The organism is Paraburkholderia sp. RL17-380-BIE-A (assembly GCF_046028085.1).
GTDB lineage: Bacteria > Pseudomonadota > Gammaproteobacteria > Burkholderiales > Burkholderiaceae > Paraburkholderia.
In genome coordinates this window covers 162,772-188,902 of record NZ_JARESQ010000016.1, presented here as the reverse complement: position 1 = coordinate 188,902, position 26,131 = coordinate 162,772, and the positions used below count along the sequence as shown (strand labels likewise).

Here is a 26,131-nt window from a genome sequence, read left to right as displayed (position 1 = left end):
TCGCGTGCAATGACTTTGGGCAGATGCGTACGCAAGAATTCGACCCAAGTCCGTGTCTTAGCGTCGATGAACTTACGTGACGGGTACAGTGCGTAAATATTCATCTTCTGCGCTGTATATTCCGGCAACACGCGCACCAACGTTCCGTCACGCAAACCTGAAATCGCAGCGTACAGCGGCACCATGCCAATGCCCATCCCTTCACGAATCGCGACAATCAGCGACTCGGCGATGTTCACGTGCACCGGCCCATTCACCTCCATCGTTTCGCAGCCATTCGGCCCGTCGAGCACCCAATCGTGCGGCGGAAACGCCGGAGTGTGCAGAATCAAACACTCATGATGCGCCAGCTCGGCTGGTTTCTGCGGCGCGCCGTGAGTGCGCACGTACGCCGGCGAAGCGCACAAGATGCTGAAGGTCGTTCCCAACGGAAGCGACACGAGATCTGAATTAGGCAACGTGGAAGCGAGGATCACCGCGACATCGGCACTGCCTTCGAAAAGATCGGGCATGCGCTGCGACATCGTCAGTTCGACAGTCACCTCGGGATACAGCGCGCGATAGCGCGAAATAGCCGGCAGCACATAATGCTGACCAATGCTGGCAAAGCTATGCATCCGCAAAGCGCCGGTAGGGCGCTCGTGCGCGCAACTGGCTTCTTCTTCCGCGGTGCCGACATCTGCAAGTATCTGCTGACATCGTTTCAGATAACGTTCGCCTGCGGTGGTAAGCGCAAGCCGTCGCGTGGAACGGTTCAGCAACCGAGTCCGCAAATGAGCTTCGAGCTCCGAAACCGCGCGAGACATCGCGCCAGTCGTTGAATTGAGCGACTGCGCGGCGCCGGTGAAACTACCGGCTTCGACCACGCGCACGAACACTCGCATATTTTGTAACGTATCCATCGATCCTTCTATTTCACGGCAGAGGCCATATTGTCCGCCTGTCTAGGATGCGCATTGTTGTTCGTTTTGGAAGGAACGTTCCGCCTCGGTCCCCTTAATGCGCGCGTAGCATGCTCCTACAATCGGCGCCTTGCGTGCCGGAGTGAGCAACAGTGTTCTCCGGTGCGTCTTTCCGCGACCAACCGAGGTGTATTGCTTTCAAATGAAACGCGAACATGCGATCAGGCCGACGGCCGATTCCGTCCGGCAGTGGAGCGTCATGTTGCGATCGCTCAGTCCAGTCGTTCTGGATTGGGCTAATAGCGATGGCCTGGTCTGGCTGCATCTGCTGAAAACGGTCACCGCTGGTCTGCTGGCGCTGGGCATTGCGATGCTGCTGGATCTGCCGCAACCGCGCATTGCGATGACTACGGTGTTCGTGCTGATGCAGCCGTTCAGCGGAATGGTACTCGCCAAGAGTTTCTACCGAATTCTCGGGACTGCAGTGGGCACAGCCGCTGCGCTCGTGCTTGGTGCATTGTTCGTCCAGCAGCCCGAGTTGTACATGATCGGCATGATTTGCTGGGTCAGCGCCTGCATTGCGGCAGCGGTCCGGTTTCGGCATTTCAGGTGGTACGGCTTTGTGCTGGCAGGTTACACCGCTGCGCTGATCGGCATCCCGAATGTCACGGCGCCTCATGACCTGTTTCTGGCGGCGCTTACGCGCGCGGCGGAAGTGGCGGTCGGCATCGTGTCTTCGAGCGCGGTGAGCGCGCTGATCGTGCCACAACGATCGAGCCTTGCGCTGCGGCACACACTACAGTCTCGATACAGAAATTTTACTGCGTTCGCCGCCGACGTGCTGGTTCGCGGCCTTGAGCGTGGTCAATTCGAGCGACGCTTTGCGAATCTCGTCGATGAGATCGTCGGTTTCGAGGCGACGCGCACGTTTGCCGCCTTCGAAGATCCGGCCATGCGTTCCCGCAGCCAGCATCTCGGCCGTCTGAACAGCGAGTTTATGGATGCCTGCGCGCGGTTGCATGCGCTGCATCAGCTGCTCAAGCGTCTGCGTGTAAATGGTTCGATGGCGATCGCCACGGCGATCAAGCCGTACTTCCACGAATTGGCTGCGCTCATGGCGCAGCCGCCCGAGGCGACCGTCGACGCATCGCGCATGGCAACCCGTTTGCAGCACTTTCAGGCGAGCTTGCCGCGGCGCGTGCGCGAAACGAGAAGGCCGCTGGAAGCTTCGCCTGCGGAATCGCTTGCGGACTTCGATACTGCTGCGGAACTGCTGTACCGGTTCGTCGACGAATGGATCCGCTACTCGGGGACCTACGCGTCGCTGACGCTGCGTAAGCAGGCAGGTCAGCCGCAAGCCACCAGCCGTTACGTGAGCAAAACCAACAGCTTTGTCGTCGCGATGACATTTATCCGCTCGGCCGTGGTCATGGCGATCGCAGGCTGGTTCTGGATCGCGACAGACTGGCCGAGCGGAGGCCTGGCCGTGATCGGCGCGGCACTGGTGTGCGCGTTGACGTCGACCGCGCCGAACCCCTCGAAGATGGCCGTACAGATGGCCGTCGGCGCCGTGCTGGCGACCATGACCGGTTATCTGTTCACCTGCTACGTGTATCCCAACATCGACGGCTTTCCGCTCCTGTGCATCACGCTTGCGCCGGTGCTCGCGCTCGGTGCATTCGTCGCCACGCGCAAACTCGCGGCGGGATATGGGATCGGTTTCTCGGTGTTTTTTTGCCTGCTCGCCGGACCCGACAACGTCGTCGCTTACGCGCCGGATCTGCTGATCAACAATGGCATTGCGCTTACCGCGTCGCTGTTGCTGGCGGCGCTTGTATTCGCGATCGTCTTCCCGGCTGACATGCCTTGGCTCATCGGGAAAATCATGGGCGACCTGCGCGCGCAAGTCGTGTCTGCATGCAAGGACGAATTGCCGGGACTCAATCAACGCTTTCAGTCGAGCACACACGATCTGACTTCCCAGTTGCGCGTGCTATTGGCGCGACGCTCCCGGCGTCGCCGCGATGCTTTGCGCTGGATGCTCGCGACGCTTGAAGTGGGCCACGCCGTGATCGATCTGCGCAACGAAGCGGTCCGCGCGGAGTATGCGCACGCACTGCATCCGCGTTGGGGCAGCGCCGTCGAGCACACGCGTGACGACCTCGCGCGGCTCTTCGAGCGGCCCGATGCGCGGAGTCTCGAACGCGCGCTGGCGTCCGTGAACTCGGCCGCGCGGATTGCGCAGGATGTGCTGCAAACGGTTCATGCCGAGCGCGACAAGCGTCACGACCTGCAGCGCATTTTGAGTTGCCTGCACTTTATCCGCGCTGCGTTGCTCGACAAGGACGCACCGTTCAATGTGCGTTGAGGGATGGACGCGGAGTCATGTGGCTTCAGTTATGTCGACATGAAGCATGTGGCCCGAATCAAGCGGCTTGAATCCTGTCGCCCGAATCCTGTCGCTCAACTTATAAGCCTCGATTCACCGCCGTCACTCGCACACGCCACGATCCACCCTATACGCCGATCCTTCTTCAGGATGGAAAGATCACTTCCGGGCGGCCCCGTTTATCTGCGTGGATGGTAACCATATAGTTTCATCACTGCCTCGCAGTAATCGTAAGTCCTGGAGAGAGAAATGAAAGTGTTGAAAATCGCCCTGATCGCCTGCTCTTTGTCTGCTGTCGTCGCTCAGGCGCAAACGGCTCCCGCCGCCCCGCAACAGACCGCGCAAGCCACTGCGCAGCGCGACGCGAACGCGGATACGCGCGGCCGTGCCGCTGCGCCGGCAGCCAAAGCTGAAGAGTGCGTCGGGCCTGTGAGCTTCTGCAACATCTACTTCGGCAGCTAAGGCAGCGTCGCGCATCGCCCTTGAAATACGTGCAAGACCTGTCGCGAACATCTGACGCGCGACGAACTCCCCGGCCGCGACGCCGTCCTGTCGTGACGCCGCGGCGGGGGTGACAATCCGGCTATTGAGTGAAGCACACCGCAGACGTGCGCATCGGTAGGCCGGACTGGTGATTATGGAGAGACTGAGTTTCATGTACCAAGACCGGATTCGCTGCGCCTCGCTGCGCGGAAAAATCACTTCAGCCGCCGAAGCGGCGCTCCTGATTCAGGACGGCATGCGCGTCGGCGCGAGCGGTTTTACCCGCGCGGGCGATGCCAAAGCCGTTCCTGTTGCGCTTGCCGAGCGCGCGCGTCAGGAAGGCAAGCCGCTGCGCATTACGTTGATGACCGGTGCCTCGCTCGGTCACGATGTGGATCGCATGCTCACCGAGGCGCACGTGCTGGCTCGGCGCTTGCCGTTCCAGGTGGACAAGACGCTTCGTGACGCCATCAATCGCGGCGAGGTCATGTTCGTCGATCAGCATCTGTCTGAAACCGTCGAGATGCTGCGCGCGAACCAGCTCGGCAAACTCGACATCGCCATTATCGAAGCCGTCGCGATCACCGAAACCGGCGGCATTGTGCCGACCACGTCGGTAGGCAATTCGGCCAGCTTTGCGATTCTTGCCGACAAGGTCATCGTCGAAATCAATCTGGCTCAGTCGCTCGCGCTCGAGGGACTGCACGACATCTGGATTCCGGGCCGCAGGCCGCACCGTGAGCCGCTGCCGATCGTCCGTCCGCAAGATCGTGTCGGCACCAAAGCGATCGAGATCCCGCCTGAGAAGATCGCGGCGATCGTCATCACCGATATGCCGGACAGTTCGTCCACGGTGCTGCCGGCGGATGCCGAAACACAGTTGATCGCCGGTCATCTGATCGAGTTTTTCCAGCACGAAGTGGCGCACGGGCGCATGCCCCGGCAGTTGCCGCCGTTGCAGGCGGGCATCGGCACGATTGCCAATGCCGTGCTGGCCGGCTTTGTCGATTCGCCTTTCGAAGCCTTCGAAATTTACTCAGAAGTGCTGCAGGATTCGACCTTCGACCTGATGGACGCGGGTAAGGTAACGTTCGCCTCCGGCGCGTCGATCACGTTGTCGGCCACGCGCCAGGCGCAGGTGTTCGGCGAACTCGAACGCTATCGCGATCGTCTGGTGTTGCGTCCGCAAGAGGTCAGCAACCATCCGGAAGTGATTCGCCGGCTCGGTCTGATTGCGTTGAATACCGCGCTGGAATTCGACATTTACGGCAATGTGAATTCGACCCACGTAGGCGGCACGCACATGATGAACGGTATCGGCGGGTCCGGCGATTTCGCGCGCAACGCGTCGTGCGCGATCTTCGCGACCAAGTCGATGGCCAAGGGCGGTCGTATTTCGAGCATCGTGCCGATGGTGCCGCATTGCGATCACAACGAGCACGACGTGGACGTGGTCGTGACGGAGCAGGGACTCGCCGATTTGCGCGGGCTCGCCCCGCGGGAACGCGCCACGTTGATCATCGAAAATTGCGTGCATCCGCTGTATCGCGATGTATTGCGCGACTACTATCGGGAAGCATTGAAGGGCGGCGGGCAAACGCCGCATCAGTTGGATCAGGCCTTCGCCTTGCACACGCGGCTGCGTGATACCGGTTCGATGTTGCCGGCGCAGGAAGCGGGGCTTTAAAGTCGGACGGGTTTAACGTCAAACCGGCGTCAGGTGGCTTTCGCCCCTGACGCCGTGAGACTTCTCATGCGGCGCTCAGGTACCTCGCCGGATGAGGCGGATAAGAAACAATAGAATGACCGCGCCGATGACCGCGGTGATGATCGAGCCGATCCAGCCGCCGCCGAGCGAAATATGCAGCACGCCGGCGAGCCAGCCGCCGATGAACGCGCCGACAATCCCGACAATGATGTCGACGATCAGGCCGAAGCCGCCGCCCTTGACGAGCACACCTGCCAGCCAGCCGGCGATCGCGCCGATGATGAGCCATGCAATGATGCCGTGTTCCATAATCGAGACTCCATGGTTGAATGTGAAAAATTCACGGTGTCAGAGCTTAGTCGAAGGTTATGGGACAGTCCATATTCAGGACGCGGAATTAACATTGTCTAAATCTATTGCAAGCTAAGTGTAGACGATGCACGCGAATATGGGGAACTTACGCCCTATGCTTACTCAGGCGTCGGCTCCGCTTCTCTGGCAGTCCAACTCACGCTGGAGACACTCTTTTCCATGCTGATGCGGCTGGCCATCTGTTCGAGCTTCGACTGATCTTTGGGATGCATCTTTAGCGTTGCCGTCACACGAATGCGTCCAGGGTCGTTTTCGACGTCTTCGCTCGTCAGGCTTTGAAACGACAACGGCGTCGAATACATGGAGTTGGAGACCGCGGTACGAATATGAATTTCGTCGGCCTCGCGGCAGACGATCGTCAGCACGTATTCGCGCACCAGGTCGGCGTTCGATACAGGCGTCGCGTTGATCATACGGCTGACTTCACGCAGCACGGTGTTGGTCAGCAGTACGACCACGGTGCCGGCCAGCGCCGGCCCGTAATGACCGGCGCCGCACAATACACCCACCGCCGCCGAGCACCACAAGGTCGCCGCGGTGTTGATTCCCTGAATGGAACCCTTGTCGCGCATGATCACGCCGCCGCCGAGAAAGCCGACGCCGGAGACCACGTATGCGGCGATCTGGGTGATGCCGGTCGTGCCGTTGCCGGTCAGCACGCCGAGCGTAACGAACAGGCACGCGCCGCTTGCGACCAGCGTGATGGTGCGCAAGCCGGCATTGCGCTGACGCATCTGCCGTTCAAGGCCGATCGCCATGCCACAGGCGAAGGCGGCGAGAAGCCGTAAGAGAAATTCGATTGTCATCGGTCTGCAAGGGTGAGGCGCGAGTTCGCACAGTGTGAACCTTGCGCGTGACACCGGCGCGTCCGTCCCGATCGAACAGGCGCGAGCAGTCGTGACGCAGCGCGCGAGCAAAGCGTCGCGACGCTCAAAGGCAAGGATGGCCGGCACGGCGTTCAGCCATGCGGATATCACTGCAACTTGACTGGCAACAAGTGGGTAAGGGAATCAACGACGTGCACCGTCAGCCCGCAGGCAAGACGGCGACAGGCAAAGGCTGGCGCGGAAATCTTGCCGATCAGGCGATCGGGCGAATCGAAGCTCGACGGGTACTACTGCTACTGTCCAAGATCGTATTTCCGGATAAGTAAACTGCGCGGATTTTAGGCGCCTGTGCAAAATTAAGTCAAGCCATGATGAAGCGAGGCGACGAATGAGTTGCCCTGAGTGATTTGGGAAGTTTCCGTGCAAATCGGAGACCTATTCCCACACAAATACGGACTCCGAATGTTGACGGTATCCATCCCGGAAAACACACTGTCTGCATAACGCGGGCACTTCGTGCGGGCCTTGGCGCGTGATCCGCGGTTTTTTCCGGCGGTTCCGCTTACGCATTGTCCAGATGCCGTTGCGCCAGGATGCGCACTACGTGGCCGGTTCTTGGCGCTGCCTACCGCTTCTTGCCGTTTTCGCCGCCCATCCGAATTGAGGAATGTATGAAAGTTAAAGCTCTTGGTGTCATTGCCGGCGCGTTGATCGCGGCTGCTCCGCTCGTATCGTTCGCCGCGGCTTTACCGGCGCCGTTTGAAGGCAGCAGCACGCTGCAGGCAGATGGCATCGTGAAGGCGGTCGATCAGGCAAACCATTCGGTCACGGTACTCGACGCGCAGGGCGGCGAAGCGTCGTTCAACGTTACCGATACGCGCAGTCTTGGGCAGATCAAGCAAGGCGGCAAGGTTCACATCCGCATGATGCGCAGTGCGGTGATAAGCGTCACGCGCAGTGCGGACGGGCAAAGCACGGCGGCCCAGTTTGGGCAGTCGAACGCGATTCAGAGCGTGACAGCCCGAGTCGAGGCCATTGACCATGCTTCCGGCATCATGGCGCTGAAAGGCGCGGACGGGTCGGTGTTCCATATACAGGGCCGCGACCCGGCAAAGACCGCGGGTGTGACGCCCGGCATGCAAGTGGTCGTGGCGTTCGCGCCGCAAGTCAGCGTGGCTGTGGCGCCCACGCAGTAACGGTGCCTCAATCGGGCTCGCCGGGCACGAGGCGCAGGCGCGTGATTTCGGAAGGCGCGCCCAAACGCTTCGGCGGCCCCCAGTAGCCTGTGCCCCGGCTCGTGTAGACCCAGAGTCCGTTCAGTCGCGCCAGACCGGCGGTGAACGGCTGCTGAAACCGCACGAAGAAGTTCCACGGGAAGAACTGGCCACCATGCGTGTGCCCGGAGAGTTGCAACGTGAAACCGGCCGCTGCTGCGGCCTCGGCAGAGCGCGGCTGGTGGGCGAGCAGTACCTTGATCAGCACGTCGCCAGGCGCGCCGGCGAGCGCCGCGACCGGATCGCTGCGGTGCAACGGGTCGTGATGGCCCGCTGAAAAATCGGTCACGCCGGCGATCACGGCGCGTGCGCCGTCGTGGTCCACGATCACGTGCTCGTTCAGCAGGACATTCAATCCCAGGCGCCGGAATTCGTCGATCCAGGCGTTGGCGCCGGCGTAATACTCGTGATTGCCGGTCACGAGAAAAGCGCCGTGGCGCGCGCTCAACCGTGACAACGGCTGCGTGTGTCGGGTCAGTTGCGGTACGCTGCCGTCCACGATATCGCCGGTGACTGCGATCAGATCCGGCTTGAGGCGATTCACCGCGTCGACGATTGCGTCCACATAGCGGCCTTTAATGGTCGGGCCAACGTGAATGTCGCTGATCTGCACGATCGTGAAGCCGTCGAGCGCGGCGGGTAAATCGTCGATCGGCACTTCGATCGTTACGACCTTGGCGCGACGGCGAGCGTTGAACAGGCCGACAAGCGTGGAGAGCAGCGCGAGCACCGGCACAGCCGCTGCTGAACCGGTACGCCAGTGCGCGATCGCGATGGTGTTCGGCCAGATTGCGTCGACGGTCAGCAGTGAGGCGAGCGCGAGGTCCCGCACGAAGGTCAGTACCAGCAGTGACGAGAAGAAGCCCATGGCCAGCAGACCGACCCACGCGAGTCGGTCGCTGAGCGGCTGTTGTTTGATCGTGCGCGCCAGCATGCCGAGCGGAATGATAAAGATCGACAGCACGAGCCACAGCGCACACAGCCAACGGCCGGCGGTATCGATCGGCATGTCCGGAATCAGACGCAAGCCGACGTAGATGTGCAGCAGGATGCCAATCAGAATGATGCGAACAAGAAACGATGAGCGGCGCATAGAGAGGATCAAGGCGGGAAGGGGCCGGCACGAGCATAGGAGCGGCGGCTACTCGTCCGCTGCGGCAATGCAGTAATGGAACGAGCCGACCCATTCTACCGAGATGTGTAATCGCGTGCCGAGGGCGCCAAATTTGGTCGCGGGGTGACCAGCCGCCCACCGCCTGAAGTGCCCGAAAGGTACTGCAATGCACCATTAACGCGGCGTGCTTGACCCGTCCAGCCGGCTAATGCGGCGCAATTAAATGGGCTTTGAATTGTGCTCGGGCGTGAGCTATCCTGAAATAGAACCGGCTTGGATCAAAGCTAAAGCAAGGGCCACCGCGAAGGCCCCGCAGACCAGTAGCGGTTCTTTTTATCGCCGGCAGAAGGCGAGGCAGGAGGCGCAAATGAAGCTGCTCAGATCAGGCAACCCGTTCCGCCATGCGCACCACGCGCATCACGTCGGACGCGAGGGCAGCCATGTCATGCTGCCGCTCGTGGTCATATCGGTGATGGCGATCGGCTTGTACTTCGGCGTGCGCGATATCGACTTTTCCGAGTTGGGCAAAAGTGCGCTATTCGATGTCGTCATGCTCTGCGTTGCCCTCGGTATCGCTGGATTGTTTGGCGTCGTCGGGGCATGGGTCAGGTCAAGCGGTGACGACGCCGAAGAGGGCTTCTGTTTCATCGGCGCGCTGATCGGCGCCGTGGTGTTTTACGTGGCGCTCCTCCGTTGACCCTGCTCAACGGCGCCCGGGCGCCGTATGTCAGACGATCCGCGCGGCTTCGTCGAAAGCGAAGCGCGGGCTGCGCGGAAACAGCTTCGACGCGTCGCCGTAGCCCAGATTGATCAGGAAGTTCGACTTTACGGTCGTGCCGGCGAAGAAAGCTTCGTCGACCTTGGCGGCGTCGAAACCCGACATGGGACCCGTGTCCAGGCCTAGCGCGCGGGCGGCGAGAATCAGATAGCCACCCTGCAGCGTCGAATTACGAAATGCCGTGTCGGCGATCGCCTTGTCGTTACCCGCGAACCAGCTGCGCGCGTCGGCGTGCGGAAACAGCTTCGGCAGATGCTCGTAAAACGCCATATCCATCCCGACGATCACCGTGACCGGCGCTGCCATCGTCTTCTCGAGATTGCCTGCAGACAAAGCCGGACGCAGCTTCTCCTTGCCTTCCTCCGTTTTGACGAAGACAAAGCGGCCCGGGCTCGAATTGGCCGAGGTCGGGCCGAGCAGGACGAGTTCGATGAGTTGTTCGAGCACGGCGTCCTCGACGGGTTTCGCCTGCCAGCCGTTATGCGTGCGCGCTTCGCGAAAAAGCTGATCGAGCGCCTGGTCGGAGAGAATCATGTTGGGGATCCTTTGAAGGTTGCGTGTGGGGAATGAATACGACGGTCACGAATGGAAGCGCAAGTGGCGCGCGTGAGCGTCGTCCTGGTTGTCGCCATAATAGCCAGGGTTTTCAACCGCTCGCGCTTTGAGCGCGCGATCATACCAGGCAATCTCATGACGGATCTTTTCGCGCATTCTTCCGATGCTTTGCCGACGCCCGACGTCGACTGGTATCCCGATTGGCTGCCGCCCGCGGACGCGGCGCACGCCTTGACGCGACTCGTCGAAGAAGTCGAATGGCGCCAGGACATGATGGGCACGCCCGCCGGCCGCGTGCCGCTGCCGCGGCTGACTGCGTGGCAAGGCGAACCCGACGCCGTCTACGTTTACTCGGGAATTCGCAACGTGCCGCAACCATGGACGCCGACGGTTGCCGAACTGAAGGCCGCCGCGGAGTCGGTTTGCGACGCGCGTTTTAATAGCGTATTGATCAACCGCTATCGCAGCGGCACCGACAGCATGGGCTGGCATGCCGACCGCGAGCCCGAACTCGGCGCTCAGCCGGTGATTGCGTCGGTGAGCCTGGGCGTCGCGCGCACGTTCGACCTGCGGCATAACAAGACCGGCGTCGTGCAGTCTTTTTCGCTCAAGGGCGGCAGCTTGCTGGTGATGAAGGGCAATACGCAGGCGGATTGGCGGCACCGGGTGCCGAAGGAGCCGCGCGTAGCGGGCGAGCGGATCAATCTGACTTTCCGATGGGTGACACCGCGCAGGGAGGGGCGGTGAATCGCCTGTCAATGGGGGCGCCAATCTGAGCCAGCGGCAGTTTGGGACAGGCGCCAGCCCCAAAGAAGCACCACCCACGTAAGCACATAAGAAAGCACAAAGCGGATCCCACGCCAGCCGCCATCAGCCAAACGACGCCAAATCTCGCCCAGGCGCCGCGCTACCACCGACATCGCGGTCTATACCAAAATCGATATCACTGACGCGAATCATTTGATTGGACGGTTAACGCCCCGCACACTACGCTACATCACGATCCACGCACCGTGAGGGCCGCAACGGCTGGACGGGTGAGATGGATCGCTTGAATAACAACGATCAGGAGACAGTCATGGCGAATTCACGACGCGCAGCATGTCGTGCGTTGAGCGCACTCGCACTCTGCGCGGGTTTTGGCGCGCTGACGCTGGCCGCGCCGGGCGCTTACGCGCAAGACAAACAGATTACCCTCGGCTTTGCCCAGGTCGGCGCGGAAAGCGCGTGGCGAACCGCCAACACCGAGTCGGTCAAGTCCGCGGCGGCGGACGCGAAGATCAAGCTCAAATTCTCTGACGCGCAGCAAAAGCAGGAAAACCAGATCAAGGCGATTCGCTCCTATATCGCGCAGAAAGTCGACGTGATCGCCTTTTCACCGGTAGTCGAGTCGGGCTGGGAGCCGGTTCTGCGCGAGGCTAAAGCCGCAAAGATTCCGGTGATCCTCACCGACCGCAACGTCGACGTGAAAGACACCTCGCTGTACGTCACGATGATCGGATCCGACTTCCTGGAAGAAGGGCGGCGCGGCGGTCACTGGCTCGCGGATCACTATAAGAGCGAGCAGGGCCCCATCAACATCGCCGAACTCCAGGGCACCGTCGGATCGGCGCCAGCCAACGATCGGCACTCCGGTCTGCTGGAAGTCATCAAAAACGATCCCAAGTTCAAGATCATCGCCTCGCAAAGCGGAGACTTCACGCTCGCTGGCGGCAAGCAGGTCATGGAGGCGTTCATCAAGACCTATGGAAATAAAATCAATGTGGTCTATGCGCATAACGACGATATGGCGCTAGGCGCCATCCAGGCGATGGAAGAGGCCGGCATGCATCCGGGCAAGGACATCACCATCGTTTCGTTCGACGCCACCAAAGGCGGCTTCCAGGCTATGGCTGCCGGCAAGATGAACGTGGACGTGGAGTGCAGTCCGTTGCTGGGACCGCAATTGATGTCGGCGGTGAAGGATGTGGTGGCCGGCAAGCCGCTGCCCAAGCGTATCCTGACAGAAGAGACAGTGTTCCCGATGAGCGTCGCTGCGCAAACGCTGCCAACACGTAAATACTGACATTAAGTAAATCAGGCTTCCTGATTGTGACAAGCGTGCCCGGCCGCGTAGACGAAAGAGTAGACGAAGGCGCAGCCGGGAAGCGCCGTACCGACAGATCGAAAAAGGTTTCTCCAGCGGTGCCTGGCCGTCCGACTGCTTGGGCAGCGGACGGCCTCTTTTGCGCGCAGCCCCGCTGGAGGCCGCCGAACCACGCACCGCCGATCGAGCGAGGCCTATGACGCATCACCCTTCCAGTTCAAAGCCGCTGGCTGGCGCCGCCGCAATCCTGCCCGGCGGCGCCGCGAGCGCACTCGAACCCGTTCTCGCCACTGCCGGCGTCAGCAAGACATTCCCGGGCGTGAAGGCGTTGCAGCGCGTCGATTTCCGCCTGTTCCCCGGCGAGATTCACACATTGATGGGACAGAACGGCGCCGGCAAATCTACTTTGATCAACGTGCTCACGGGCGTGGTCGCGCCCGAGGCCGGCACTATTCGCCTCGGTGGCAAGGTGGTGGCGTTTGCCTCGCCGCAGGAGGCCGAAGCGGCCGGCATCCGCACGCTGTATCAGGAAGTGAACCTGTGCTCGAACCTCTCTGTGGCGGAGAACATATTTGCGGGCCGGCAGCCGAAGCGCTTTGGCGCGATCGACTGGAACGACATCAAGCGGCGGGCTCAAGCCGCGCTGGCGCGCCTCGACGTGACGCTCGACGTCACCCGTTCGCTCGACGCCTATCCGATCGCCGTACAGCAGATGGTCGCCATCGCGCGGGCGCTCTCGGTCGATGCACGCGTGCTGATCCTCGACGAGCCGACCTCGAGCCTCGATGACAGCGAAGTTGCGCAGCTGTTCAAAATACTTCGGCATCTTAAGCAGTCTGGCATTGCGATTCTGTTCGTTACGCATTTTATCGAGCAGACGTATGCCATTTCCGATCGCATTACGGTAATGCGCAATGGCGAGCGCGAAGGCGAATATCTCGCACGCGATCTGCCAGCCGATCAGCTTGTGTCCAGGATGGTCGGCCACGAGCGCATGAGCGCGCGATTGCGCGAAGCGGCGCACGCAAGCCACGACGGCCACAACGGCCATGCAGGGCCGCAGGGTGCGCAGGCCGGCCAGCCGTTCATGGCGTTGCGCGGCGTCGGACGGCGCGGCTCGATGCAGCCGATCGACCTCGACGTGCAGCCGGGGCAGATTCTCGGCCTTGCCGGTTTGCTCGGCTCGGGCCGCACGGAAACCGCGCGGCTCCTGTTTGGAGCCGATCGCGCCGACAGCGGCACGATGCTGGTGGAAGGCCGGCCCGTGCGGCTGCGTTCGCCACGCGACGCGGTGCGCCACGGCATCGGCTATTGCGCGGAGGACCGCAAGAAAGAAGGCATCGTCGCCGAGCTGTCGATCCGCGAGAACATCCTGCTGGCGTTGCAGGCAAGGCGCGGATGGTGGCGCAAGATCAGCCGGCAACGCGCGCGCGAACTGGCTGATCTATGGATCGAGCGGCTCGGCATCAAGGCGTCGGACGCGGAACAGCCGATCGGCTTGCTGTCCGGCGGCAATCAGCAGAAAGCGCTACTGGCGCGCTGGCTCGCCACCGATCCCAGGCTGCTGATACTCGATGAACCCACGCGCGGCATCGACATCGCGGCCAAGTTCGACATCATGGATCGTCTGCTGGCGCTGTGCGCGAGCGGCCTGAGCATCCTGTTCATTTCGTCGGAGATCAGCGAGGTGCTGCGCGTCAGTCATCGCGTGGCGGTGTTGCGCGACCGCCGCAAAATCGCCGAAGTGAGCGGCCAGGCCTCCAACGAAGACAATATCTATCGACTTATCGCGGGGAGCGGCGAATGAAGCTTTCGAACTGGATCGCGCGCGACGGCGCCGAGCGTCCGTTGATCTGGCCGTGCGTGACGTTGCTGTTGCTGTGCGGCCTGAACCTGTGGGTCAATCCGCATTTTCTGTCGCTGCGCATGCTCGACGGCCATCTGTTCGGCGCCCCGATCGATGTGCTGAATCGCGCCGCGCCGCTGGTACTCGTCGCCACCGGCATGACACTGGTGATCGCGACGCGCGGCATCGACATTTCGGTGGGCGCGGTGGTGGCGATCGCGGGCGCCGCCGCGGCCACCATTCTGGCGACCCAGCCGGTGGCGTCCGCCGGACTGATTGCGCAGGCGCTGCTGGCTGCGTTGATCACGGGTTTGCTGAGCGGCATGTGGAACGGGTTGCTGGTGTCCTTCGTCGGCATGCAGCCGATCATCGCCACCTTGATACTGATGGTCGCCGGGCGTGGCGTCGCGCAATTGCTGACAGCAGGGCAGATCATTCCGATCGGCGCGCCGGGCTATCTGTTCGTGGGCGGTGGTTACTGGCTCGGCGTGCCGTGTTCGGTCTGGATCGCCGCAGTGGCGGTGCTGGCCACCGCCGCGCTCGTCGAAGGCACGGCGCTCGGGCTTTTCATCCGCGCGATCGGTGTCAATCCGGTCGCCACGCGTCTGGTGGGTCTGCGGTCCAAGGCGCTCGTCTTCGCGGTGTACGGTTTCTCGGGGTTGACCGCGGCAATGGCGGGAATTCTCATCAGCTCGAACGTGCGTAGCGCCGATGGCAACAATGCCGGTCTGCTGCTCGAACTGGACGCGATTCTCGCGGTGACGCTCGGCGGCACCTCGCTGCTAGGCGGCCGCTTCAGCCTCGTGGGCACGGTGCTGGGCGCGCTGATCATTCAGACGCTGACTTACACCACCTATTCGATCGGCGTGCCCCCCGAGGCCACGCTCGTCGTCAAGGCGGCCGTGGTGCTGGCGGTGAGCCTGATCCAGTCGCCGGCGGCGCGCTCGCTCGCCATGTCGTTCGGCATGTCGGTCCGCAGGTCGCTCGTCAAGCAACATGGAGCGGCGCAATGAGACGAATCCTCGAAGCATGGGCTCATATCGTCGATCCGCGCACGCTGCCGATTGCCGTCACGATCCTGCTGTTCTGCGCGTTGTTCGGCTTCGGCTCGGTGATGTACACCGGCTTCTTCTCGTGGCAAGTGCTGCTCGATCTGCTGGTCGACAACGCGTTCCTGCTGATCGTGGCGATCGGCATGACGTTCGTGATCGTGTCCGGCGGCATCGACCTGTCGGTGGGCTCGGTCGTCGCGCTGACGACCATCGTCGAGGCGGTGCTCTCCGAACACATGCATTGGCCCGTGTGGGCGATCCTGCCGATCGTGTTGCTGATGGGCACCGTGTTCGGCGCGGTGCAGGGCGCGTTGATCCACTTCTTCCGCTTGCAGGCTTTCATCGTCACGCTGGCCGGCATGTTCTTCGCGCGCGGCCTGTGCTTTCTGATCACGACGCAGTCGATCACCATCACCGACCCGACGTTCCAGAAGATTTCGGCGTTTCGTCTCGACATCGGCGTCGGCTCGGTCACCGCCAACGTGCTGATTGCGTTCGTCACGCTGCTGGCAGCAATCTACGTCGCACATTTCACGCGCTTTGGCCGCAACGTGTACGCGATCGGTGGCAATGCGCGCTCGGCCTTGCTGATGGGCTTGCCGGTCGCGCGCACACGCGTCGGCGTGTATGCGCTGAGCGGCTTCTGTTCGGCGCTCGGCGGCGCGGTCTTCACGTTCTACGTATTGTCGGGCTACGGTTTGCAAGGGCAGGGCATGGAACTCGATGCGATCGCGGCGACCGTGATCGGCGGCACACTGCTGACTGGCGGGGTGGGCTATGTGATCGGCTCGCTGTTCGGCGTCGGCATTCTCGGCACGATCCAGACGCTGATCACTTTCGACGGCACGCTCAGTTCGTGGTGGACCCGCATCGTGATCGGCGCGTTGCTCTGCGCATTCTGCCTGTTGCAACGCCTGATCGAGCGTCACGCGAAATCAGTGGGGCGCCCTGGCGGCACCGGCGCAGTCGTGACCGCGGGACGCGAACGCGGGCACGCGGACGGATCGGCGCCGTCGGACTCGCATGTGATTGGACGCGCGCCCGAACAGGCGTGAGCAGTGCGGCGGTGCCTCACGCGCTGAGTTGCCGGCCTCGGGTTTCGGGCAGCGTCAACGCAGCGAGGATCACGACACCGTACGCCGCCGCCGCGAACACGCCGATCGCGTGGCCGAGCGTCATCGTTTGCGAGACGTAGCCGATCAGGAACGGAAACGTTGCGCCGATTGCCCGCCCGAAGTTGTAGCAAAAGCCCTGGCCGGAGCCGCGCATGCGGGTGGGAAACAGCTCGGTGAGGAACGCGCCCATGCCCGAGAAAATGCCCGACGCGCAGAAGCCGAGCGGGAAGCCGAGCACCAGCATCGAGAGATTGTCGAGCGGCAATTGCGTGTAGATCAGCGCAATCGCGCACGACGCCAGCGCGAACGCGATGAAGGCACGCTTACGCCCGATCCTGTCGCTGACATAGGCGCCCGTGAGATAGCCGCAGTACGAGCCGATAATCACCACGCCCAGATAGCTGCCGGTGCCGATCACGCTCAGATGCCGTTCGGTCTTCAGATACGTCGGCAGCCAGGTCGTCACTGCGTAGTAGCCGCCTTGTACACCGGTTGCCAGCACCGATGCGCGCAGCGTCGTCCACAGAATCTCGCCACGGAAAATGTCGAGCAGCGAGGTGCGCGTTTGCGAGGCGGCCTGCGCCGCTTTCTGCTGCCGATGCACCTCGGGCTCGTCGACGAAGCGTCGGATCCAGATCACGAACGGCGCCGGCGCGATACCGATGGCGAACAGCACACGCCACGCGTAATCGGGCGGCACGAGCGAGAACACGGCCATGAAGAGCAGCGTGGAAATGCCCCAGCCGATCGCCCAGCCCGCCTGCACGAGGCCCACCGCTTTGCCGCGATCGCGCGCGCGGATCACTTCGCCGATCAACACCGCGCCTGCCGTCCACTCGCCGCCGAAGCCGAGGCCCATCAGCCCGCGCGCCCATAGCAATTGCGCGAAATTCTGCGCCAGCGCGCAAGCCAGCGTGAAGACGGCAAACCAGAGAATCGTGATCTGCAAGGTTTTGACGCGGCCGATGCGATCCGACAGCACGCCGGCGGCCCAGCCGCCGAGCGCCGAACTCAGCAGCGTGACGGTGCCGATCAGGCCGGCGTCGCCGCGCGTGATGCCCCATGTCGCGATCAACGTCGGAATGACGAAGCTCAGAAATTGCGTGTCCATCGCGTCGAGCACGTAGCCGATCTTGCAACTCCAGAAGGCGCGCTTCTCACTGCCGGAGATCTGCCGATACCACGCGAACGGGCCTTTCCCTGTGCCGGATGCGCCGTAAGTTTCAGCGTCGGCGGTCAACTGCGCTTCGGTTTCCATGCTTGCACTCCGGTCGTCGTGGGCCGCGGCTCGTCGCGCGGCAGGTGAGGGAATGAACGTGTTGTCTACAGCACCGCGAGCGTGGTGTTGGGAATGTCGGTGACGAGCATGTGTCCCGGCTTGTGAGCGATCGCGAACGGCAGACGCGCGCTTTCGATGGCGGCTTGCGGTGTGACGCCGCAAGCCCAGAACACCGGCAGTTCGTCGCTGCGCACTTCGACAGCGTCGCCGAAATCGGGACGCGCCAGATCGCGAATGCCGATCAGCGACGGATCGCCGATATGAACCGGCGCGCCGTGCACGGCGGGAAAGCGGCTGGTGATCTGGATCGCGCGGATGGCGTCGGCGGCCTTCATGGGCCGCATCGACACGACGCGGTTGCCGCCGAATACGCCGGCCGCCACGTTGCGCTCGCGCGTGCGATACATCGGCACGTTGACCTGCTGTTCGATATGACGTAACGCGATGCCTTCGCGCCGCAGCATTTCTTCGAAGGAAAACGAGCAGCCGATCGCGAACACCACCAGGTCGTCGCGCCACAGTTCGTCGAGACTGCGCACTTCCTCGGCGCGCTCGCCATGCCGGTACACGTAAAACGCCGGCACATCGTTGCGGATGTCGAGATCGGCGCCGAGCGCGGGCACGCGCCAGTCGCCCGGTTCGCCGATACCCAGCAGCGGACACGCTTTCGGGTTGAGCGTGCAGAAGCGCAGAAAATCGTCGGCGTATTGATGGGGCAGGATGGCGAGGTTGGCTTGCGCATAATCTCCGCAGTAGCCGGCGGTGGGACCGGACAATCGGCGAGCGCGAATCTGCTGACGAAACTCGGATGGCGTGTAGGACATGAACTGCTCGGCTCCAGGTAGACCGGTGTGGCTGAAAACACTTCAGCGTTGCGACCCAGATTAGTAACGTCAAAAATATCCATCCAGCGAGTTTTTATTGCGTTTCGTTAAATTAAACTTAACAGCGCCGCAGCCGGTTTGCGGCGATGATCGCGTGCATTCCGCCGTTGTTGAGAGAGCTCCGCAATGAATACCCGCTTTGTCGAAACCTTTCTGACGCTCGCCCGCCTGGGCAGTTTTCGCGCGACCGCCACCGCCATGCACGCGACGCCCGCCGCGATTTCGTTGCGCATCAAAACGCTCGAAGCCGAGTTGGGCGTCGAGTTGATCGAGCGCGATGCCGCTGACTTTCAGCTCACCGCGAATGGCGAGCGGCTGCTCGCGCATGCGCGCTCGGTGGTGCAGGCCACGCGCTCGCTGCAACTGGCCGCTCAGGACGAGACGCAAGTGGCGACGCGTTTGCGCCTCGGCGTGATCGAGACGGTGGTGCATAGCTGGCTGCCGGACTACATCCGGATGCTGAACCTCGAATACAACCGCATCGTCGTGGACCTCACCGTCGATTCGAGCGCGATACTCGGACCGCGTTTGCGGGCGGGCGAACTGGATCTGGTGATTCAGGTGGACGAAACCGCGGAGCACGAGGCGTCGATCGTCTCGACCTTGCTGGCGAGCTATCCCGTGCGCTGGATCGCGCGCAGCGATCTGATACCGGCCAGCCGCGCGAAACATGTGCAGACGGTATTGAGCAAGCCCGTGCTGACGTTCGGCCGTGGCACCGCGCCTCAAATCGCGGTCGAAGGGATCGTGCAGGCGCTCGCAAAGCGCGCCGGCGTGCCGCTCGCGCAGACGCAGGTGACCTGCATGCCGTCGGTCGCGGTGATCGTGAAACTGCTGCGCGACGGTTATGGGGTGGCGGCCGTGCCCGCGTTATTCGTCGAGCCTTATCTGACCCGTGGCGAACTGGGCCAATTGCAGGTACGGCCATTGCCGCCACCGATCGACGTCGCGATGTACTACCGCGACGATGCCGACGTCGGTGTGCTCGCGGCATCCCGTGTCGCGCGCAACGCTTGCGATCAGTATGCGAAGGCGATGGGACGGCAGTTGATCGGGAAACGCTGAGGCATGCTGACGAACACGCCGTGGCTCATTCAGCGCGCGTCCAGACGCCGTCGCACAGTGGCCACGAGCCGATCGAACGAGAACGTGCTGGCGGCGAGCGCGGCGGTATCCGGAAAGTGCTCTCGCGCAATGTCGGTCAATACCTGTCCCGGCGGCGCTTCGATCAGCACGCGCGCGCCCATTTCCTGCATCACGGTGAGCGCGTCGAACCAGCGCACGGTGTAGCGCATGTTGGTCGCGAGATCGTTGCGGATCGCGTCCGCCGTGTACAAAGGACGTCCGCCGCGATTGCCGACATACGTGCTGTGCGGCGCGTGAAAAGGCACGTCCTTAGCGTAAGCGGCCAATTCGTCCGTGGCCTGCGCGAGCAGTTCGCAATGCGACGGCACGCTCACCGCGAGGCGCGTGGCCTTGCGCGCGCCGGCGGCCAGCGCGCGTGCGATGAAGGCGTCGAGCGCTTCGTTCGCGCCCGCTATCACGATCTGGCGCGGCGCATTCACGTTGCCGATGTAGACATGCTGGTGGTCTTCATCGGCATGCCGTACGGCGAGTGTTTCCACTTGATATTCGGTCAAACCGGATATGGCGGCGAGACCGTAGCCGGATGGGTAGGCCGTTTCCATCAGCTCGGCGCGGCGGCGAACCATCTTCAGCGTATCGTCGAAATGAATCGCGCCGCAGCTTACCGCCGCTGCATAGGCGCCGACCGATAAGCCCGCGCTGATCTCCGGCACGAGCTGTTCATCGGCCAGCGCGCGCGTGAGCGCCACGCCTGCCACCGTCAAGCCGATCTGCACGGCGACGGTCGAGCGCAGTGCGTCCGGCGTGTCCAGTGTGAGCACGTCGACGCCGAGCACCTGCGAAGCTTCCTCGAGCGTGTCGCGCACTGCATGATGCCGAGGCAGGCGATGCAGGAACCCATCGGTCTGCGCGCCTTGTCCGGGGAAAAGCAGGGCGAGCATCAGGCGTGGCTACCGTAAGTCGCGGTGGCCCACGGATCGGTAATCAGGCGCGGGCCGCTCGCATGGCGTGCCATCACGCGCGATTTTCCCGCGGCCCATTCGGCCAGCGCCACGCCACCCGCGGGTGTTTCGAGTTGCGCGTCCACGCGAACGCCCACACGTTGCGCCAGTACCTGCAGGTGATCCAGCAATTCAATCGCGTGGTTTCGCGCGAGCGGTTTTTCGTCCATTCGGATGAGCAGATCGAGATCGCTCGACGCCGTCACCGTCGCCACGCGTGTGGCCAGTTCAAAGCCGGCGCTGCCGCTCGGGCCCCACGTCAACGCGGCTAACGGGCCGGCCGCGTCGTCCTGCAACGCGGCGAGCGCGGCGAACGCGGGCAATGCGCCGCGCCCTTCGAGCGGGGTGCTTGACGCCAGCGCTTCCGGCGACACGGCGCTCACTACATCCGCCGACGACGCCCACGTCCCGTAGCGTTGCGAGCGCCCGGCACCGCGCATACCGATTGCAACGAACCCCTCAGCCGCCAGTGCGCGTCTTACGACCGCATACGGCGCGCGTCCGAAAGCCTCGCGCACCCACGCCGGTTCGCCCTCGAAAGCCTGCAAATGTCGCAAGCGCAGCAAGTCATGCGGCCGCCACCGCGCACTGCACGACAACGCGTGGTCGATTGCAAACGGCGGCGCGGCGCACACCTGCATCACGCGGCATCCCATTGTTCGGCGAGACGGCGGCGCACTTCGATCGACGCCGCGCGGTTCTTCTGCGCCGCCGCCGATTCCAGCCGATGCGCGAGGTTGCGGCGACCATCGTCGCGCACGCTGCGAATCTGTTCGCTCAGAACTTCGCGCACGCGCTCGATCTGCGCGGCGTCGGGCGCGTCGGCATCGATGCCGTCGATCAACTGGTCCAGCAGGCCGAGCTTGGCGAACGACGCCATCGAGTACGACATCGGCACGATGGTTTCGCCGAGCGCGTCGAGTGCTTCGACCGTGCGGCGCGTGACGCGCGCGGCGGCTTCCTTGCCCATGGCGTGAACCATGGTGCCGGGCGCGTCGAGCGCGACGATGCGGTTGGCCTGATAACCGTGCGCGAGGAAGGCGCCCGACATCGCCGGTCCGACGATCAGCGCGATCACGGGATGACCCGCGTCGCGCGCGGCCGCGTAGGCGTCGACGGCCGCCGCACACGCGAGGTGAATGCCGAGCATTTCCTCGCGATAGCCGTAAGCCTGACTTTTCACGTCGACGATCGCGACGATCGGGCGGCGCGTGCCGCTCGCTTCGTCTCGTGCAATGACGTCGCGCACGGCGCGAGCGAGCCGCCAGCCCTGTTCGAGGCCGACCACGTTGTCGGTGGCGCGAGGAAAGCGGTTTGATGGATCGGGCACCACCGAGAAGAAGTGGGCGGTTTCGTCGCCGAGTTGCGCGTCGCCGCTCCACACGGGCGCCTGGCTGGCCGATTCGCCGGCGAGCGCCTGGAACCAGCGCGCGCCGCGGCTGAGTTGTACGTCGCTCATGCTTGCTCCTTGCGCAATGCGTTCTGCTCGTTCTGCGCCTGACGGTTGAACACGTCGCGCATGGTTTCCGGCGTGACGCTGGCGGGATCGATCCGCGCGAGCCGGTTCAGAAAAAGGTCGACCTGTTCGGTGCGATGCGCGGCCGGCACACCTTGCGTGAACGCGGTACGCACGGCGGCGCGCACCGCGTCGGCATCGTCGTCGACCAGTTGATCGGCGAGCGCGGTTGCCGTTCGCTGTTCGCCGCCGATCAGTTGCCACACGCGGCGGCGATCGCTGGCGTCGAGTTCTTCGATGCCGGCTTCCTGTTCGATCACTTCGGGGCCGTTCATGCCAAGCCGCCCCTGCTTCGTGACGACCAGATACGAGCACAGCGCAGCCGCCAGCGACATGCCGCCAAAGCAGCCGACCATGCCCGCGATCACGCCGACCACCGGCACATGCCGGCGCAGCGCGACGATCGCGGCCTGAATCTCGGAGATCACCGCGAGGCCGAGGTTGGCTTCCTGAAGCCGCACGCCACCGGTTTCGAACAGCACGACCGGCCGCACGATCTTGCCGTTTTCGCAGTCGCGCAGGGCCAGTTCGAGCGCCGCGGCGATCTTGCTGCCCGACACTTCGCCGATGCTGCCGCCCTGGAACGCGGATTCGATCGCGGCGACCACGGCGGGCTCGCCGTCGATGGTGCCGCGCGCGATCACGCAACCGTCATCCGCCTGGCAGACGACGCCTTGCAGCGGCAGCCACGGCGACTCGATCCGGTCGAATGGACCGAGCAGTTCGCGGAAGGTGCCCGCGTCCAGCAGTGAGCGGGCGCGTTCGCGCGCCGGCAGTTCGATGAAACTTTCGCGCAGCATCGGCGCGGGATGGGTGCTCGCAACCGTATTCATGCGTCGTCTCCCTGTTCGGCGGCTTCGACGGCTTCCGCGAGCCGCAATGCGACCACGCCGGGCGTCGCGCCGAAGTCGTTGATTTCGATTTGCGCGGCGCCGTCGTAGCGAGTGAAGAAGCGGTCGAGCACGCTTTTCCAGATGTGGCTGTAGCCGTCCACGCTGGTGCGCACGACCACATGCGCGCTCAGCGCGCCGGCCGGATCGGCGGGCGAGAGCAATACTTCAAGGTCGCCCGAACCCACCACGCCGACATGCGCGCGGGTCGTGACGACGCGTTGCGCCGGATAGTCGAAGGTCAGATGTTCCATGAGTCCTGGCTCCCGCTGGCGTCGTGATGCGCCAGCATGTCGAGAAAGAGAGTGGCGGCGAGCAGATCGGCTGCGCCGCCGGGCGATGCATTGAGCGACAGCAATTCGCGTTCGAGCACAGCGAGGGCGGCGCGGCCCGCGGGCGTCGAGCTGCCGCCCGCGTCCAGTACGCGTTGCGCGCCGTGCTGTCCGGCGTGCAGGCCGGGCAACCCCGCGCGATGCAACAGGCAGGTGTCGTCCAGCAACGCCATGATCGAGAGCAGGGCGTCGACGCGCGCTTCGTTTTCGTCGATGCCTCGCGCGCGTGCCGCGAGCAAAGCGGGCAGCCCGACGTCGATGACGTGCGGGAAGCCGTCTTGCGCTTCGCGGCGCGCGCCACCGACGTGGTAGCGCTGACGCGCGCGCTCGCCATGACTGTCTGACGGTGCGGCAAAGCGATCCGGGAAGCACGCGATCTGCGCGGCCCCCGTGCAGATTCGCGATGCGTTCAGACCCATGGCGCCTCCAGGCAGCGACGCGCCCGCGACCAGCAGCCCGACGATCCAGATCGCGCCGCGATGCGCGTTGCTGCCGCCTGTGGCGTGCAGCATGTCCAGTTCGCCGGCGCGGCCGATCTGCGCGAGCTCGGTGCGCAGCAACGCGGACGGTTCGCACCGGCGGCGCGCTGCGCGTGCGAGTGCGGCAAAGGTCGGCTCGAGTGCGTTGGCCGAACGCAGCATGGTGGCGAGATCGAGGTCGCGATGCGCGCCGCTGCCGCGCCGGTCGACCAGCGCGGGCTTTGGCGTGAGTTGCGCTTCGTCGATTAGCGCGGAGACTGCGTAATGGGCGAGTTGCGCGTCGGAGGGCGCGGGCGCGAGGCGGGCGGTGCGCGGAGCGGTGTGCAGAACGGTCGTGCGGTCAGCGGCGCCGGCAAGTGCAGCCACTCCAGCCACTCCGGCAGGTCCGGCGCGAAGATCGGCCTGCGTCGCGCGTACGGCGCGAGCGCTCGGAGTCGACGCTTGCGCCGTACGCGCGAGCAAAGCAGCGGGCGCCATGCTTACCAGCTCCTGAAGCGCGCCGGCGGTTCGTACAACCCCCCCGACCACGTCACCAGATCGTCGATGCTGCGCGCCGCCAGCAGCGAGCGCTTGGCCTCGCCGCGACGAATGCCGAGATCCTCGGGATACGCGACGATGCCGCGCCGGCGCAGCTCCGCGGTCTTCTCCGGTTTGGCGCGCAGCCCGATCGGCGTCACGCCGGCCACGGCGGCGATCGCCGCGCGCCGCTCGTCGATACCTTCGGCCTTATGCAGATGCGCGATGCCTTCCTCGGTGACGACATGGCTGACGTCGTCGCCGTAGATCATCACGGGCGCGATCGGCATGCCGCTTTTCGCGCCGACCGCGACGGCGTCGAGTTCATCGACGAAGGTCGGCTCGCCGCCTTTCTTGTAGGTCTCGGCCATTTGCACGACGAGCTTGTGGCCACGCGACACCGGGCCCTGATCGCGCAGCAGCTTGAGCCACGCTTCGCTCGAATGACGCCGGCCGCGCGGATCGTGGCCCATGTTCGGCGCGCCGCCGAACCCGGCCAGACGCCCCCGCGTGACGGTGGACGAATTCGCGTCCGCATCGATCTGCAAGGTCGAGCCGATGAACAGATCGACGCCGTATTGCCCGGCCAGTTGGCAGAGCACGCGGTTCGAGCGCAGGCTGCCGTCGTTACCGGTAAAGAAAACGTCGGGACGCGCCTCGATATACGCCTCCATGCCGACTTCGCTGCCGAAACAATGAATGCTGTCGACCCAGCCCGATTCGATCGCGGGAATCATGGTGGGATGTGGATTGAGCGTCCAGTTACGGCAGATCTTGCCTTTCAGGCCGAGCGACTCGCCGTAAGTGGGCAGCAGCAATTCGATCGCGGCGGTGTCGAAACCAATACCGTGATTCAGCGATGTCACACCGTACGGTTCGTAGATGCCGCGAATCACCATCATTGCGGTGAGCACCTGCAGGTCGCCGATATGGCGAGGATCGCGCGTGAACAGCGGCTCGACGGCGAACGGCCGGTCCGCCTGCACGACCACGTCGACCCATGAGCCCGGAATGTCGACGCGCGGCAATTCGTCGACGATCTCGTTGACCTGAACGATCACGATGCCATGACGGAAGGCGGCTGCCTCGGCAATGGTCGGCGTGTCTTCGGTATTCGCGCCGGTGTACAGATTGCCGTGACGGTCGGCCTTTTCCGCGCACAGCAGCGCGACGTGCGGCGTCAGATCCACGAACATGCGCGCGTACAACTCGACATACGTATAGATCGCGCCGATTTCCAGCTGACCGTCTTCGAGCAGTTGCGCGACCCGCAGGCTTTGCGGCCCGGCGAACGAGAAGTCGACTTTATGCGCGATGCCGCGCTCGAACAGCGTCAGATGCTCAGGACGGCCAATGCTCGAAATTAGCAGATGCACGTCGTGAATCTTTTGCGGATCGACCTTGGCGAACGAGCGCGACAGGAAGTCGGCCTGTTTCTGGTTGTCGCCTTCGAGGGCGACGCGGTCACCTGGCTGAATCAGCGTTTCGAGGGCATCGACGATACGGTTCGACGGCAGCACGCCGTCTTCCAGCCAGGGTGCAATGGCGGCGAGGCGGCGGTTCTTTTCGTCGCGGCGCGTGGTCCACGAACGGGCGGCGGTAGGGGGCGACACTGCGGACGCAGCGGCTTGGGCGGGTCGGTTCATC

General features: G+C 63.5%; 25 protein-coding genes. 11 read left to right on the top strand and 14 right to left on the bottom strand.

The window, feature by feature from the left end:
- Nucleotides 1–902, bottom strand: a 902-nt coding sequence (locus tag P0D68_RS25820) for a LysR family transcriptional regulator (protein ID WP_408301473.1), incomplete at its 3' end; no start/stop codon positions are given.
- Nucleotides 903–1,104: 202 nt separating this feature from the next.
- On the opposite strand from P0D68_RS25820, the gene P0D68_RS25815 reads away from it, so the two are divergent.
- The 3 genes from P0D68_RS25815 (at nt 1,105) to scpC (ending at nt 5,461) form a co-directional block, all read left to right on the top strand.
- Nucleotides 1,105–3,270, top strand: a complete 2,166-nt coding sequence (locus P0D68_RS25815) for an FUSC family protein (protein WP_408301471.1) — start codon at nt 1,105–1,107, stop codon at nt 3,268–3,270.
- Between the two features lie 270 nt (nt 3,271–3,540).
- Nucleotides 3,541–3,753 (top strand): hypothetical protein, encoded by a 213-nt coding sequence (locus tag P0D68_RS25810; RefSeq protein WP_091802252.1) that lies wholly within the window; start codon nt 3,541–3,543, stop codon nt 3,751–3,753.
- A gap of 193 nt (nt 3,754–3,946) precedes the next feature.
- Nucleotides 3,947–5,461, top strand: coding sequence for a succinyl-CoA:acetate CoA-transferase ScpC (gene scpC, locus P0D68_RS25805; protein ID WP_091802249.1), 1,515 nt, complete (start codon nt 3,947–3,949; stop codon nt 5,459–5,461).
- Nucleotides 5,462–5,536: 75 nt separating this feature from the next.
- Here scpC and P0D68_RS25800 read toward each other — a convergent pair whose 3' ends face one another.
- Together P0D68_RS25800 and P0D68_RS25795 are read right to left on the bottom strand one after the other, a co-directional pair.
- Nucleotides 5,537–5,791 carry a GlsB/YeaQ/YmgE family stress response membrane protein gene (locus P0D68_RS25800; RefSeq protein WP_007176844.1) on the bottom strand — a complete coding sequence of 85 codons (255 nt, stop codon included), beginning with the start codon at nt 5,789–5,791 and terminating at the stop codon, nt 5,537–5,539.
- A gap of 161 nt (nt 5,792–5,952) precedes the next feature.
- Complete coding sequence (locus P0D68_RS25795) at nt 5,953–6,660, bottom strand: MgtC/SapB family protein (RefSeq protein ID WP_408301468.1); 708 nt, start codon at nt 6,658–6,660, stop codon at nt 5,953–5,955.
- A 692-nt stretch (nt 6,661–7,352) separates the two neighbouring features.
- Between P0D68_RS25795 and P0D68_RS25790 the strand changes: the two genes are divergently transcribed.
- On the top strand, nt 7,353–7,877 hold the full coding sequence (locus P0D68_RS25790) for a hypothetical protein (protein WP_408301466.1): 525 nt from the start codon (nt 7,353–7,355) through the stop codon (nt 7,875–7,877).
- Between the two features lie 7 nt (nt 7,878–7,884).
- On the opposite strand, the gene P0D68_RS25785 is transcribed toward P0D68_RS25790, so the two are convergent.
- Entirely contained in the window at nt 7,885–9,048 is a 1,164-nt protein-coding gene (locus P0D68_RS25785; protein WP_408301464.1) for a metallophosphoesterase, read from the bottom strand.
- A 388-nt stretch (nt 9,049–9,436) separates the two neighbouring features.
- Here P0D68_RS25785 and P0D68_RS25780 point away from each other — a divergent pair, with 388 nt between their 5' ends.
- Nucleotides 9,437–9,766: a hypothetical protein gene (locus P0D68_RS25780; RefSeq protein ID WP_091802232.1), complete on the top strand. Its 330-nt coding sequence runs from the start codon at nt 9,437–9,439 to the stop codon at nt 9,764–9,766.
- 30 nt (nt 9,767–9,796) lie between these two features.
- Here the strand turns inward: P0D68_RS25780 and P0D68_RS25775 are convergent, their stop codons facing one another.
- Nucleotides 9,797–10,381, bottom strand: coding sequence for a malonic semialdehyde reductase (locus P0D68_RS25775; RefSeq protein ID WP_091802229.1), 585 nt, complete (start codon nt 10,379–10,381; stop codon nt 9,797–9,799).
- A gap of 156 nt (nt 10,382–10,537) precedes the next feature.
- Here P0D68_RS25775 and P0D68_RS25770 point away from each other — a divergent pair, with 156 nt between their 5' ends.
- The 5 genes from P0D68_RS25770 to yjfF all read left to right on the top strand — a co-directional run bounded on the left by P0D68_RS25770 (nt 10,538) and on the right by yjfF (nt 16,441).
- Nucleotides 10,538–11,149 carry an alpha-ketoglutarate-dependent dioxygenase AlkB family protein gene (locus P0D68_RS25770; RefSeq protein WP_408301462.1) on the top strand — a complete coding sequence of 204 codons (612 nt, stop codon included), beginning with the start codon at nt 10,538–10,540 and terminating at the stop codon, nt 11,147–11,149.
- Nucleotides 11,150–11,480: 331 nt separating this feature from the next.
- Entirely contained in the window at nt 11,481–12,467 is a 987-nt protein-coding gene (locus tag P0D68_RS25765; RefSeq protein ID WP_091808755.1) for an ABC transporter substrate-binding protein, read from the top strand.
- A 217-nt stretch (nt 12,468–12,684) separates the two neighbouring features.
- On the top strand, nt 12,685–14,295 hold the full coding sequence (locus P0D68_RS25760; RefSeq protein ID WP_286162078.1) for a sugar ABC transporter ATP-binding protein: 1,611 nt from the start codon (nt 12,685–12,687) through the stop codon (nt 14,293–14,295).
- Nucleotides 14,292–15,347 carry an ABC transporter permease gene (locus tag P0D68_RS25755; RefSeq protein ID WP_408301457.1) on the top strand — a complete coding sequence of 352 codons (1,056 nt, stop codon included), beginning with the start codon at nt 14,292–14,294 and terminating at the stop codon, nt 15,345–15,347. The genes P0D68_RS25760 and P0D68_RS25755 overlap by 4 nt, the downstream gene beginning before the upstream one ends.
- Complete coding sequence (gene yjfF / locus P0D68_RS25750; RefSeq protein ID WP_408301455.1) at nt 15,344–16,441, top strand: galactofuranose ABC transporter, permease protein YjfF; 1,098 nt, start codon at nt 15,344–15,346, stop codon at nt 16,439–16,441. Before P0D68_RS25755 ends, yjfF begins: the two co-directional genes overlap by 4 nt.
- A gap of 16 nt (nt 16,442–16,457) precedes the next feature.
- Here yjfF and P0D68_RS25745 read toward each other — a convergent pair whose 3' ends face one another.
- Together P0D68_RS25745 and P0D68_RS25740 are read right to left on the bottom strand one after the other, a co-directional pair.
- The gene (locus P0D68_RS25745) at nt 16,458–17,759 is read right to left on the bottom strand and encodes an MFS transporter (protein ID WP_408301453.1); all 1,302 of its coding nucleotides are present in this window, start codon (nt 17,757–17,759) and stop codon (nt 16,458–16,460) included.
- A gap of 65 nt (nt 17,760–17,824) precedes the next feature.
- Complete coding sequence (locus tag P0D68_RS25740) at nt 17,825–18,604, bottom strand: putative hydro-lyase (RefSeq protein WP_091802221.1); 780 nt, start codon at nt 18,602–18,604, stop codon at nt 17,825–17,827.
- 186 nt (nt 18,605–18,790) lie between these two features.
- Here P0D68_RS25740 and P0D68_RS25735 point away from each other — a divergent pair, with 186 nt between their 5' ends.
- A complete protein-coding gene (locus tag P0D68_RS25735) occupies nt 18,791–19,729 on the top strand; it encodes a LysR family transcriptional regulator (RefSeq protein ID WP_408301451.1) in 939 nt (312 codons plus the stop codon).
- A gap of 29 nt (nt 19,730–19,758) precedes the next feature.
- On the opposite strand, the gene mdcH is transcribed toward P0D68_RS25735, so the two are convergent.
- The 7 genes from mdcH to mdcA form a co-directional block, all read right to left on the bottom strand.
- Entirely contained in the window at nt 19,759–20,691 is a 933-nt protein-coding gene (mdcH, locus tag P0D68_RS25730; protein WP_408301449.1) for a malonate decarboxylase subunit epsilon, read from the bottom strand.
- Nucleotides 20,691–21,392 carry a malonate decarboxylase holo-ACP synthase gene (locus P0D68_RS25725; RefSeq protein WP_408301483.1) on the bottom strand — a complete coding sequence of 234 codons (702 nt, stop codon included), beginning with the start codon at nt 21,390–21,392 and terminating at the stop codon, nt 20,691–20,693. The genes mdcH and P0D68_RS25725 overlap by 1 nt, the downstream gene beginning before the upstream one ends.
- A complete protein-coding gene (gene mdcE / locus P0D68_RS25720) occupies nt 21,392–22,210 on the bottom strand; it encodes a biotin-independent malonate decarboxylase subunit gamma (RefSeq protein ID WP_408301447.1) in 819 nt (272 codons plus the stop codon). Before mdcE ends, P0D68_RS25725 begins: the two co-directional genes overlap by 1 nt.
- Entirely contained in the window at nt 22,207–23,100 is an 894-nt protein-coding gene (locus P0D68_RS25715; RefSeq protein ID WP_408301445.1) for a biotin-independent malonate decarboxylase subunit beta, read from the bottom strand. The genes mdcE and P0D68_RS25715 overlap by 4 nt, the downstream gene beginning before the upstream one ends.
- A complete protein-coding gene (locus tag P0D68_RS25710; RefSeq protein ID WP_408301443.1) occupies nt 23,097–23,411 on the bottom strand; it encodes a malonate decarboxylase subunit delta in 315 nt (104 codons plus the stop codon). Before P0D68_RS25710 ends, P0D68_RS25715 begins: the two co-directional genes overlap by 4 nt.
- A complete protein-coding gene (locus tag P0D68_RS25705) occupies nt 23,399–24,334 on the bottom strand; it encodes a triphosphoribosyl-dephospho-CoA synthase (protein WP_408301441.1) in 936 nt (311 codons plus the stop codon). Before P0D68_RS25705 ends, P0D68_RS25710 begins: the two co-directional genes overlap by 13 nt.
- Before the next feature lie 113 nt (nt 24,335–24,447).
- Nucleotides 24,448–26,130 (bottom strand): malonate decarboxylase subunit alpha, encoded by a 1,683-nt coding sequence (gene mdcA / locus P0D68_RS25700; RefSeq protein WP_408184897.1) that lies wholly within the window; start codon nt 26,128–26,130, stop codon nt 24,448–24,450.
- Between the last annotated feature and the right edge of the window lies 1 nt (nt 26,131).

What these genes read in the sequence shown, in the direction of transcription:
- P0D68_RS25815 (WP_408301471.1), top strand. Translation starts at nt 1,105, where the DNA reads ATGAAACGCGAACATGCGATCAGGCCGACGGCCGATTCCGTCCGGCAG.
- P0D68_RS25810 (WP_091802252.1), top strand. Translation starts at nt 3,541, where the DNA reads ATGAAAGTGTTGAAAATCGCCCTGATCGCCTGCTCTTTGTCTGCTGTC.
- scpC (WP_091802249.1), top strand. Translation starts at nt 3,947, where the DNA reads ATGTACCAAGACCGGATTCGCTGCGCCTCGCTGCGCGGAAAAATCACT.
- P0D68_RS25800 (WP_007176844.1), bottom strand. Translation starts at nt 5,791, where the DNA reads ATGGAACACGGCATCATTGCATGGCTCATCATCGGCGCGATCGCCGGC.
- P0D68_RS25795 (WP_408301468.1), bottom strand. Translation starts at nt 6,660, where the DNA reads ATGACAATCGAATTTCTCTTACGGCTTCTCGCCGCCTTCGCCTGTGGC.
- P0D68_RS25790 (WP_408301466.1), top strand. Translation starts at nt 7,353, where the DNA reads ATGAAAGTTAAAGCTCTTGGTGTCATTGCCGGCGCGTTGATCGCGGCT.
- P0D68_RS25785 (WP_408301464.1), bottom strand. Translation starts at nt 9,048, where the DNA reads ATGCGCCGCTCATCGTTTCTTGTTCGCATCATTCTGATTGGCATCCTG.
- P0D68_RS25780 (WP_091802232.1), top strand. Translation starts at nt 9,437, where the DNA reads ATGAAGCTGCTCAGATCAGGCAACCCGTTCCGCCATGCGCACCACGCG.
- P0D68_RS25775 (WP_091802229.1), bottom strand. Translation starts at nt 10,381, where the DNA reads ATGATTCTCTCCGACCAGGCGCTCGATCAGCTTTTTCGCGAAGCGCGC.
- P0D68_RS25770 (WP_408301462.1), top strand. Translation starts at nt 10,538, where the DNA reads ATGACGGATCTTTTCGCGCATTCTTCCGATGCTTTGCCGACGCCCGAC.
- P0D68_RS25765 (WP_091808755.1), top strand. Translation starts at nt 11,481, where the DNA reads ATGGCGAATTCACGACGCGCAGCATGTCGTGCGTTGAGCGCACTCGCA.
- P0D68_RS25760 (WP_286162078.1), top strand. Translation starts at nt 12,685, where the DNA reads ATGACGCATCACCCTTCCAGTTCAAAGCCGCTGGCTGGCGCCGCCGCA.
- P0D68_RS25755 (WP_408301457.1), top strand. Translation starts at nt 14,292, where the DNA reads ATGAAGCTTTCGAACTGGATCGCGCGCGACGGCGCCGAGCGTCCGTTG.
- yjfF (WP_408301455.1), top strand. Translation starts at nt 15,344, where the DNA reads ATGAGACGAATCCTCGAAGCATGGGCTCATATCGTCGATCCGCGCACG.
- P0D68_RS25745 (WP_408301453.1), bottom strand. Translation starts at nt 17,759, where the DNA reads ATGGAAACCGAAGCGCAGTTGACCGCCGACGCTGAAACTTACGGCGCA.
- P0D68_RS25740 (WP_091802221.1), bottom strand. Translation starts at nt 18,604, where the DNA reads ATGTCCTACACGCCATCCGAGTTTCGTCAGCAGATTCGCGCTCGCCGA.
- P0D68_RS25735 (WP_408301451.1), top strand. Translation starts at nt 18,791, where the DNA reads ATGAATACCCGCTTTGTCGAAACCTTTCTGACGCTCGCCCGCCTGGGC.
- mdcH (WP_408301449.1), bottom strand. Translation starts at nt 20,691, where the DNA reads ATGCTCGCCCTGCTTTTCCCCGGACAAGGCGCGCAGACCGATGGGTTC.
- P0D68_RS25725 (WP_408301483.1), bottom strand. Translation starts at nt 21,392, where the DNA reads ATGCAGGTGTGCGCCGCGCCGCCGTTTGCAATCGACCACGCGTTGTCG.
- mdcE (WP_408301447.1), bottom strand. Translation starts at nt 22,210, where the DNA reads ATGAGCGACGTACAACTCAGCCGCGGCGCGCGCTGGTTCCAGGCGCTC.
- P0D68_RS25715 (WP_408301445.1), bottom strand. Translation starts at nt 23,100, where the DNA reads ATGAATACGGTTGCGAGCACCCATCCCGCGCCGATGCTGCGCGAAAGT.
- P0D68_RS25710 (WP_408301443.1), bottom strand. Translation starts at nt 23,411, where the DNA reads ATGGAACATCTGACCTTCGACTATCCGGCGCAACGCGTCGTCACGACC.
- mdcA (WP_408184897.1), bottom strand. Translation starts at nt 26,130, where the DNA reads ATGAACCGACCCGCCCAAGCCGCTGCGTCCGCAGTGTCGCCCCCTACC.